The 9977-nt window shown below is 74.9% G+C and carries 7 protein-coding genes; 5 read left to right on the forward strand and 2 right to left on the reverse strand.

The window, feature by feature from the left end; translation table 11 throughout:
* Positions 1-214 precede the first annotated feature (214 nt).
* Together VR44_RS26130 and VR44_RS26135 are read left to right on the forward strand one after the other, a co-directional pair.
* Complete coding sequence (locus VR44_RS26130) at positions 215-1084, forward strand: sulfurtransferase (RefSeq protein WP_045950053.1); 870 nt, start codon at positions 215-217, stop codon at positions 1082-1084.
* A gap of 116 nt (positions 1085-1200) precedes the next feature.
* Positions 1201-1947: a DUF4097 family beta strand repeat-containing protein gene (locus VR44_RS26135; protein ID WP_045950054.1), complete on the forward strand. Its 747-nt coding sequence runs from the start codon at positions 1201-1203 to the stop codon at positions 1945-1947.
* Between the two features lie 55 nt (positions 1948-2002).
* On the opposite strand, the gene VR44_RS26140 is transcribed toward VR44_RS26135, so the two are convergent.
* A complete protein-coding gene (locus VR44_RS26140; RefSeq protein WP_045950055.1) occupies positions 2003-2401 on the reverse strand; it encodes a RidA family protein in 399 nt (132 codons plus the stop codon).
* 125 nt (positions 2402-2526) lie between these two features.
* Here VR44_RS26140 and lon point away from each other — a divergent pair, with 125 nt between their 5' ends.
* Together lon and VR44_RS26150 are read left to right on the forward strand one after the other, a co-directional pair.
* Positions 2527-4923 (forward strand): endopeptidase La, encoded by a 2397-nt coding sequence (lon, locus tag VR44_RS26145; protein ID WP_045950056.1) that lies wholly within the window; start codon positions 2527-2529, stop codon positions 4921-4923.
* A gap of 142 nt (positions 4924-5065) precedes the next feature.
* Positions 5066-5506 (forward strand): MarR family winged helix-turn-helix transcriptional regulator, encoded by a 441-nt coding sequence (locus tag VR44_RS26150; RefSeq protein ID WP_045950057.1) that lies wholly within the window; start codon positions 5066-5068, stop codon positions 5504-5506.
* 21 nt (positions 5507-5527) lie between these two features.
* On the opposite strand, the gene VR44_RS26155 is transcribed toward VR44_RS26150, so the two are convergent.
* Positions 5528-6301 (reverse strand): protein phosphatase 2C domain-containing protein, encoded by a 774-nt coding sequence (locus tag VR44_RS26155; protein ID WP_045950058.1) that lies wholly within the window; start codon positions 6299-6301, stop codon positions 5528-5530.
* A 347-nt stretch (positions 6302-6648) separates the two neighbouring features.
* Between VR44_RS26155 and VR44_RS41480 the strand changes: the two genes are divergently transcribed.
* The coding region (locus tag VR44_RS41480; protein WP_052713839.1) for a sensor histidine kinase at positions 6649-9977 on the forward strand (3329 nt) is incomplete at its 3' end.

The following is a 9977-nucleotide window of genomic DNA, read 5'->3' on the forward strand; positions in this document are numbered from 1 at the left end:
CGGCCCGACGCGGAAGGACGATGAGACTGACGGGAAAGCCCCAAGACAGCTCTGAGACCGCCCCGCCCAAGTCCCGACCTCCCCCGTCCCGGTTGGCTGTTCGGTGCCGGGTCCGTCGCGGCGGGTCGGGTACCGGTGTTGGCGTGGCCCGCCCCGCGCGGGGTGGGCAGGATGGGCGGGAGATCGTTTCCGACGCCGCCCCCGGAGGCTCCGTATGTCCTCACCCGCACCCTCCCCCTCCCCCTCCCCCGCATCCGTACCCCCGATACCCGGCCCCCTCGTCGGTACCGGCTGGCTTGCCTCGCACCTTGGCCGGGTCGTGGTGTTCGACGCGTCCGTCGGGGCGCATCGGGGCGGCCCCCAGCGGATTCCGGGGGCCCGGCCCTTCGACCTGGACGGGCAGCTGTCCGACCACGACGCCCCCGCCCCCCACACCATGCCCACGGCGGCGGCGTTCGAGGAGGCGTTGCGGGGGCTCGGGGTCGGGGACGGTGACGCGGTGGTGGTGTACGACGCCGCCGGGATCTACTCCAGTGCCCGGGCCTGGTGGATGCTGCGGGCCATGGGCTTCGACCGGGTGGCCGTGCTGGACGGGGGGCTGCCCGCCTGGACGGCCGCCGGGCTGCCCGTCGAGGACGGGCCGGCGGTGTACGACGGGCCGCGGGGGTCCTTCACCGCCCGGCCGCACCCGGGGCTGCTCGTGGACGCCGACGCCGTTGCCGCCGCGCTCGCCGACCCGGCCGCCGTCGTGCTCGACGCCCGGACCCGGGAGCGGTTCGCCGGGAGTGCCCCCGAGCCGCGGCCGGGGCTGCGGGGCGGGCACATGCCGGGCGCGCTGAACCTGCCGTTCGGTGAGCTCGTGGGGCCCGGCGGCCTGATGCGCCCGGCCGGGGAACTCCGGGCGGCCTTCGAGGCGTTGGCCGGGGAGCGGGAGCGGCTCTACTTCAGCTGCGGTTCCGGCGTGACGGCGTGCGTGCTCGCGCTGGGGGCGACCCTGGCCGGGTACGGGGAGACCGCGGTGTACGACGGGTCGTGGAGCGAGTGGGGGATGCCCTCGGACCGGCCCGTGGTGGTCGGGGGCTGAGGGAGGGCGAGAAGGGCGAGAAGGGCGAGAAGGGTGCGGGGGTGGGGTTAGTACCACCCCCGGTTCGGATGGATGCACCCGTGCGGTGTGGCCGTCCGGTCGGCAGACTCGTGCGCATGGGACCTCACGCCTCGTCAACCCGCCTCGTCGTCACGGCCCTCGGGGCCGCCCTCCTGCTGTCCGGCTGCGCCCTGACGGGGGTGGGCCCGGTGAAGACCGCCGATGCCGACACCACCGTCTCCGAGGCGGTGACGGCGGTCGAGCTGACGGGCGTCCGCAGCGGTGACGTCGAGGTGGTCCCCGGTGCCGGCCCCGGGGTCGCCGTCCGGCGGGTCGTCCACTACCGGGGCGGTACGGTGCCCACGCCCGGCCAGCGGGTCTCGGGCGGGGTGCTGAAGTTCAGCGACGGCTGCGAGGACGACTGCTGGATCGACTACCGCCTGGAGGTGCCCGCGGCGGCCCGGGTGCGGGTCGAGAGCAGCAGCGGGGACGTCGTGGTGAAGGGCGTCGCCGGGGCCGACCTGACCACCTCCTCCGGGGACGTCCGGGCCGAGGGGATCACCGGCCCGGTGAAAGTCCGTACGGCCTCGGGGCGGATCACCGCCACCGGCCTGGAAGGGGCCGAGGCCGAGCTCCGCGCCTCCTCCGGGGACGTGGAGGCCGGCTTCGTGAAGGCTCCGGCCTCGGTGTCCGTCACCACCAGCTCCGGCGACGTCGGCCTCAAGGCCCCGCAGGGCTCCTACAAGGTGTCCGCCGACACGGCCTCCGGGACCCGGCGCGTCTCCCTGAACGACGTGCCCGACGCCCGGTCGGGCATCACGGTGCGCACCAGCTCGGGCGACATCACCGTCGGGGCGTCGTAACGGCCCTGGCCCACATCGGCCCCCGTCGCCCCCCGTCAGTCCCCGTCGGCCCCCGTCAGTCCTTGTCGAGGATGGCGTCGAGTTCCACCTCGACCAGCCAGGCGGGGTCGATGAACCGGGACACCTCCACGAACGTGGCCGCCGGGCGGATGCCCGCGAAGCGCTCGCCGTGGGCCTGCGCGGCCTCCTCCCAGCGGGTGATGTCGGTGAGCATGATCCGCGTCCGCACGGTGTGCTCCAGGGAGGCGCCCGCCTCCTCCAGGGCCCGTTGGGCGATGTCCAGGCAGCGCACCGTCTGGGCGTGGACGTCGCCCGGGCCGACGGTGGAGCCGTCGTCCCCGATGGGAGCCGTGCCCGCGACGGCCACGTGCCGGCCCAGTCGGACCGCACGAGAGAAGCCGATCCGGGGTTCCAGGGGGGAGCCGCTGCTGACGGTCCGTCGTATGTCTGCCATGGGCTCATGGTGCTACGGGGAGCGTCGCGGAGGTGTTCGCCCCGGGCGAACGCGAGTTGGGGAACATCGCCGGGCGCAGAAGCATTGAGTCGGCATAGCTCAACTTCACTGCCGGAGGGAAGATCATGGCTTCGACGTCCGTAACGCTCACCCTGCCCGTGCTGCCGCTCGACGATGAGGTCGTGCTGCCCGGGATGGTCGTCCCGCTGGACCTGTCCGACGCCGAGGTGCGCGCGGCCGTGGAGGCCGCGCAGGCGGCGCGCGGCAGCGGGAAGCCCCGGGTACTGCTCGTGCCGCGGGTCGACGGGAAGTACGCCGGGATCGGTGTGCTGGGGACCGTCGAACAGGTCGGGCGGCTCTCCGACGGCGATCCCGGGGCGCTGATCCGCGGGCGCGGCCGCGTCCGGATCGGCGCCGGGACCACCGGGCCCGGGGCGGCGCTCTGGGTCGAGGGGGAGACCGTGGAGGAGAAGGTGCCCGACCCGTTGCCCGGGGCGGTCGCCGAGCTCGTCAAGGAGTACAAGGCGCTCGCCACCAGCTGGCTCAAGAAGCGCGGCGCCTGGCAGGTCGTGGACCGGGTGCAGCAGATCGAGGGGGTGTCGGCGCTCGCCGACAACTCCGGGTACTCGCCGTTCCTGACCGTGGCGCAGAAGGTCGAACTGCTGGAGACGGTCGACCCGGTCGCCCGCCTGCGGCTCGCCGTCAAGGCGCTCAGCGACCACCTCGCCGAGCAGGACGTCGCCGAGTCCATCGCCAAGGACGTCCAGGACGGCGTGGAGAAGCAGCAGCGCGAGTTCCTGCTGCGCCGCCAGCTGGAGGCCGTCCGCAAGGAGCTGCGCGAGCTGGGCGGGGAGAAGGAGGGCGAGGAGTCCGACGACTACCGCACCCGCGTCGAGGCCGCCGACCTGCCCGAGAAGGTGCGCGAGGCCGCGCTCAAGGAGGTCGACAAGCTGGAGCGGGCCAGCGACCAGAGCCCCGAGGGCTCCTGGATCCGCACCTGGCTGGACACCGTGCTGGAGCTGCCGTGGAACGAGCGCAGCGAGGACCAGTACGACATCCAGGGCGCGCGGGCCGTCCTGGACGCCGAGCACGCCGGGCTGGACGACGTGAAGGACCGCATCACCGAGTACCTCGCCGTGCGCAAGCGGCGCGGGGAGCGGGGCATGGGCGTCATCGGCGGCCGGCGCGGCGGGGCCGTGCTCGCCCTGGTCGGGCCCCCCGGCGTCGGCAAGACCTCGCTCGGGGAGTCCGTGGCCCACGCCATGGGCCGCAAGTTCGTGCGCGTCGCCCTGGGCGGCGTCCGCGACGAGGCCGAGATCCGCGGCCACCGCCGGACGTACGTGGGCGCCCTGCCGGGCCGGATCGTCCGGGCCATCAAGGAGGCCGGCTCCATGAACCCGGTCGTGCTCCTCGACGAGATCGACAAGGTGGGTTCCGACTTCCGCGGCGACCCGGCGGCGGCCCTGCTGGAGGTCCTGGACCCGGCGCAGAACCACACCTTCCGCGACCACTACCTGGAGGTGGAGCTCGACCTGAGCGACGTGGTGTTCCTGGCCACGGCCAACGTGCTGGAGGCCATCCCCGAGGCCCTGGCCGACCGCATGGAGCTGGTGCGCCTCGACGGGTACACCGAGGACGAGAAGGTCGTCATCGCCCGTGACCACCTGCTGCCCCGCCAGCTGGAGCGGGCCGGGCTGACCGCCGAGGAAGTGGTCCTGGAGGAGGAGGCGCTGCGCAAGCTGGCCGGGGAGTACACCCGTGAGGCGGGCGTGCGCACCCTGGAGCGGTCCATCGCGCGGCTGCTGCGCAAGGTGGCCGCGCAGCACGAGCTGGGCGAGCGGGAGTTCCCGTTCACCATCGGCGCGGGCGAGCTCCGCGGCCTGATCGGCCGGCCGCACCACGTGCCGGAGTCCGCCCAGGACCCGGCCGAGCGGCGCACGGCCGTTCCGGGCGTGGCGACCGGTCTCGCCGTGACCGGTGCCGGCGGCGACGTGCTTTTCGTCGAGGCCTCCCTGGCCGACCCGGAGACGGGCGCGGCCGGGCTGACCCTGACCGGGCAGCTGGGTGACGTGATGAAGGAGTCGGCGCAGATCGCGCTCAGCTTCCTGCGCTCGCACGGCGCCGAGCTGGAGCTCCCGGTCGCCGACCTGAAGGACCGGGGCGTGCACATCCACTTCCCGGCGGGCGCCGTCCCCAAGGACGGGCCGAGCGCGGGCATCACCATGACCACCGCGCTGGCCTCCCTGCTCTCCGGCCGTCAGGTCCGCACGGACGTGGCCATGACCGGCGAGGTCTCGCTGACCGGGCGGGTGCTGCCCATCGGCGGGGTCAAGCAGAAGCTGCTCGCCGCGCACCGGGCCGGGCTGACCACGGTGATCATCCCGAAGCGCAACGAGGCGGACCTGGACGACGTCCCCAGCGAGGTGCTGGAAGGACTGGAGGTGCACCCGGTGACCGACGTGCGCCAGGTGCTGGAGCTGGCCCTCGCCCCGGCGGTGGTCTCCTTCACCAAGGCCGCCTGACCGGTACGGCCGCACCGCGGTCAGGCCCGGCGCCCCGCCTACCGGCGGGGCCCCGGGCCTGCGGCGCACCGCCTGCGAAATACTGGACCCGTACAGGGGTGCCGGTGCCAGGCCCGCGCCCCACCAGTGATGGGAGCGGCACGTGCACGGCAGTGAAGACCAGGAGTTCCTCGCTCTGGAGCGGGAGCTGTCCGTCTTCCTCCGGCGCGCCCGGGCCTCCTCGGGCGAGATGGCCCGCGCCCTGCACCCGGAGCTGGAGCCCGCCGCGTACGGGCTGCTCGTCCGGCTGGAGGCCGCCGGCCGCCAGCGGGCCACGGAGCTGGCCGCCTACTTCGGCGTCGGCAAGGCCACCATGAGCCGCCAGCTGCGCGCCCTGGAGGTGCTGGGCCTGGTCGCCCGCGAGCCGGACCCCGCCGACGGCCGGGCCTTCCTCGTCGGCCTCACGGACGAGGGCCGGGAGCGGTTCCTGCGCGTCCGGGGCGCCCGGCGCGAGCAGTACATGCGCAAGCTGGCCGACTGGGACCGCGGCGAGGTCGCCGAGCTGGCCCGGCTGCTCAACCAGCTCAACTCCGGCGAGGAGTAGCGGCCCGGGGACGTCCCGGTCTCACAGTTCGGCGTACACCGCCGAGGCGTCGTCGTGGCGCTTGTGGCGAGCCGGCGGGCGCCCCGGGTCGGACTCGATGGCCCGGACCCGCCCGATCAGCCCCCGCGCCCCCTCCTCCCGCAGCACGCCCAGGCAGGCCGCCCAGTCGCCCTGCCCGAAGGTGTCCGTCCACCGGCTCGCCCCGTCCGTCAGCGCGGCCAGCGCCCCCACCTCACGCCGCGGGGTGCGCCCGACGACCGCCCGGGCCGCCACCGAGGGGTCCGCGGCGGCGGTGAAGAAGCCGCCCTCGGCGTTGCGCAGCGCGTCCGTCGCGGCCACCGAGCCGCGCACCACGTGCGGGATCCGGTCCAGCCGGTCGTCGAGCACCGCCGTGACCGCGCCGCCGGGCGCCTGCAGCAGGAGCACGGAGTCCGAGAGCACGAGGTGCTCCACCCGGGCCTCGTCCCAGCGGACCATCACCACCGTCGCCTGCGGGGTCCGGACGTGAGAAAGGTCACAGGTGTCACGGTGGGCGTCGGCCGTGTCCCCGATGGCCCGGGCCAGGATCCGGTCGAGCGGCATGTCCCGTCGCGATCCGGACAGTTCGGTCAATCGGCCACCCAGACGGGTGGCGAACCAGGGCACTCCGTGCGCACAGCCGTCGTCCCCGCGGGGCGGAGTGACCCCGTCCAGGACCACCACAACACCCCCTCCCGCCGCAGGTGTCGACGCCGACACCCAGTCCTCGTTGGGGCGTTCCGCACTGCCGGGGGCCGAAGCGAGGTCGATGCGCATGCGGACATTCTCCCCACCGGGGCCCGGGGGAGCCCCTCAGGTACGTACCAATGCCGGAAGGGGTACTGCCGGTAAATGTGGGCGGGCATATTGCCAAAGGCCGCCTCGATCTTTCAACCACCCGTCCACGGAGGGCCCCTGGCACGCCGTGCCCGAGTTGGTCGGCCACTCCTCCGTGATGTTCACTCCTTCGAGTGGCCGGGTGGGCGATGTGCGGCTCTCCTCCCAACACACTGCGAAGGTCTGAGGCGGTACGAGGGGGCAGGGGGCGTTTACTTGTTGACCGGCCGTTACCTCGGCCACACGAGTAGACGAGCACGACCCCACGTACAGGATTGCGAGCACCGGTGCAGAAGAAGCGGTCTCGGAAGAACGGCACCGCCAGCGCCGACGGACCCGCCAACGCAGGACGACGCGTACGCGTCCGCAGCAGGCTGGTCGTCGGAGTAGCAGTCGCCGGACTCACCGTCCTCGCGGCCGGCACCCCCGCCGTCGTCTCCGCCACCAGGGAACTGGACGACTCCCAGCGACTCGTCACCCTCGCCGAGCAGACACAGCACGCCCTCACCCTCGTCCACCTCCTCGCCGACGAGCGCGACGCCGTCGTCGAGTACGTGGCCAAGGGCCGGCCCGGCAACGCCAAGGCCCCCGTCGACGAGCGCACCGCGCGCACCGACCGGCAGCTCGCCGAACTCCGCCCGGAGGCCGACGAGGACCTCGCCCGCGCCCTCGGCCACATCAAGGCCGCCCGCGCCGAGGCCGTCGACGGCAAGGGCACCGCCGTCGCCGCCCAGCAGGCCTACGCCGGCCTCATCACCGAACTCCTCGCCCCCGGCGACCGGCTCGCCGAGCTCACCCCGCCGCGCGCCGAGGCCGCCCTGGCCGTCACCCGCCCCATGGCACCGCTCAGCCAGGCCGTGGACCAGGCCTCCGCCACCCGCGGGCTGCTGCTCGCCGCGCTGGCCGTCCCCCGCGCCGACCAGGCCCCGGGCAACGCCGCCGCCGACGAGCTCAGCGCCGCCGCCCAGCGCTCCCGCGTGCGCGAGCAGGCCGCCCTCGACGACTTCAACCGGGCCGCCCGCCCCGGCGTGCGCCAGACCCTCGCCGCCACCGTCACCGGCCCCGAGGTCAAGACCGCCGAGGACCAGCTCAAGCGCCTCACCGAGCGGCCCGCCCTGACCGCCGCCGAGCGCAAGGCCACCGACCCGGCCGCCCTCGCCTCCGCGCTGACCGCCCGCCTCGACCGCATGCGCTCCGTCGAGGCCACCCTCGCCGGCCAGCGGGCCACCGCCCTCGCCACCCTGCGCGACGACGACGTCACCCGGCTCGAACTGATGGTCGCCGGACTCGGCGTCCTCTTCCTCTTCGTCATCGGCTTCACCACGGGCATCGCCCGCTCCCTGACCCGGCCCCTGTCCGTACTGCGCCGCGGCGCCGAGCGGCTGGCCACCCCGGAGGGCTCCCAGGAGCCCGTGCGCTTCACCGGCCGCAATGACGAGTTCGCCGAGGTCGTCCGCCACCTCAACGCCGTCCGCGAGCAGACCGTCGCCCTGCACACCAGGATCGCCGGGCTCGACGCCGACCGCCGCCGCCTCATCGGCCGCAACGAGGCCCTCGCCACCAGCCGCGAAGCCCGCGAGAAGGAGCTGGCCTCCACCCGCAAGGCCCTCGAAGGAGAGCTCGCGGAACTGCGCGCCGGGCTCGAAGAGCACCGCCGCGTCATGTCGACCACCTCGGTCTCGCTCTCGCTGCGCACCCTCGGCCTGGTCGAGCGCCAGCTCGCGGTCATCGAGGAACTGGAGTCCAAGGAAGGCGACCCCGACCGGCTCGCCACCCTCTTCAAGCTGGACCACCTCGCCACGGTCATGCGCCGCCACAACGAGAACCTCCTGGTCCTCGCCGGTCAGGAGCACGGCCACGGCCAGAGCCTGCCGGTGCCGCTGGTCGACGTCATGCGCGCCGCCGTCAGCGAGATCGAGCGCTACGAGCGCGTCGACCTGACCACCCTGCCCTCCTACACGCAGGTCGCGGGACACGCCGCCGACGACATCTCGCACGTCGTCGCCGAGCTCCTGGAGAACGCCACCACCTTCTCCCCGCCGGAAGCCAAGGTGAAGGTCTCCGGCCACATCACCGACGCCGGCGACGTGGTGCTGTCCGTCGTCGACGAGGGCATCGGCGTCACCGGGGACCGGCTCGACTCCCTGAACTCCCGCCTCTCCACCCCCGAGGCCTACGACGAGGAACCCGAGGCCGAACACGGCCTGGGCCTCGGCCTGTACGTCGCCGGCCGCCTCGCGGCCCGCCACGGCGTCACCGCCGAGCTGCGCACCGCCGCCCACGGCGGCACGGAGGCCCTCGTGGTCATCCCGGCCGCGCTGCTCCCGGACGCCCCGCCGGCCTCCCCGGTCCACAGCCTGGGCTCCTCCGGCGCGCCCGCCTACCAGCTGCCCGGCGTGATAGCCGAGGCGAACGAGCACACCCTCCCGCCCCGGCTCCGCCCGCCCGTGACGGACGCCCCGGCACCCGAGGAGACCGCCAAGGTGGTCACCCTCGCGGAGGCCTTCGAGACGGAGGCCGACGAGGCGGAGGCCTTCGGGATGGAGGCCCTTGAGACGGGGGCCTCCGGGACGGACGCCGACGAGGCGGAGGCCTTGGCCGCGGAGGCCGCAGAGCACGGGGCAGCCGGGCATGAAGGCGCCGGGGACGGTGCCGTCGAGTCCGGGACGGCTGGTGCCGGGACCGCCGAGCACGAGGACGCGGACACGTCCGCCGCCGGGTCCGGGACCGCTGGTGCCGGGGCCGCCGAGTACGAGGCCGCCGGGGCCGGAGGCGTCGGGAACGATGGCGCCGAGGCAGGTGCCGCCGGGTCCGACGCTGCCGGTGACGACGCCGACGGGTCTGCCGCCCACGGGTTCGGCGCCGACGGCTTCGACTCCGACGGGTTCGGGGCGGACGCCGACGGTGCCGCCGAGTCCGAGGGCTTCGCCGCCGCGGACCTGGTCGCGGAAGCCTTCGGCACCGGAGCCTTCAGCAAGCGGTCCGCCCGCGCGGACGCGGACGAGGACGAGGAAGCCGGTGGGGAGCGCCCCGCCCGCGTGATGCCGCTGGCCGAGGCCTTCGAGGACGCCCAGCTGCCCCCGGCCGACCAGGTCTTCACGGCCGCCGCCGAGCCGGCCGCCGCCGAGCCCGTCGCCGAGGCGTCCGCCGAGGAGCTGCCGGCCCGGGGCGTGGCCGACCCGGCGGCCGGCTTCGAGGACGCGCTGCCGCCCGCCGACCAGGTCTTCACGGTGCCCGCCCCCGCGGCGGAGGCGCCGGGTGGGGCCGGTGCCGGGGAGGAACTCCTCGCGCGGGTCGTGGCCGACGCCGATGCGGACGCCTTCACCGCGGCCGACCCCGCCCAGGGGGACGCCGCCGGGGTGTCCGGCACCGCGCCCGGTGGCCCCGTACGCAAGGCAGGGCTGCCGCGCCGGGAACGGAACGACGCCGACCAGGGCGGGCACCGACGGGCACCCGACGCCGAGGACGGCTTCGTCCCCCGCCAGGGCAGCCACCCCGAACCCGTCACCGAGGCCGTCACCGCCAAGGGCCTCCCCAAGCGCACCCCGCGCGCCGTGGCCGCCCCCGGCGGCGGCGCCGGACGCCCCGCCGCGGCCCGCCCCGAGCCGCGCCGGGT

Source organism: Streptomyces katrae (assembly GCF_000966975.1).
Classification (GTDB): Bacteria; Actinomycetota; Actinomycetes; order Streptomycetales; family Streptomycetaceae; genus Streptomyces; species Streptomyces katrae.

Bases quoted from the DNA above. Each gene is read 5' to 3' on its own strand.
- VR44_RS26130 (WP_045950053.1), top strand. From the start codon at position 215: ATGTCCTCACCCGCACCCTCCCCCTCCCCCTCCCCCGCATCCGTACCC.
- VR44_RS26135 (WP_045950054.1), top strand. From the start codon at position 1,201: ATGGGACCTCACGCCTCGTCAACCCGCCTCGTCGTCACGGCCCTCGGG.
- VR44_RS26140 (WP_045950055.1), bottom strand. From the start codon at position 2,401: ATGGCAGACATACGACGGACCGTCAGCAGCGGCTCCCCCCTGGAACCC.
- lon (WP_045950056.1), top strand. From the start codon at position 2,527: ATGGCTTCGACGTCCGTAACGCTCACCCTGCCCGTGCTGCCGCTCGAC.
- VR44_RS26155 (WP_045950058.1), bottom strand. From the start codon at position 6,301: ATGCGCATCGACCTCGCTTCGGCCCCCGGCAGTGCGGAACGCCCCAAC.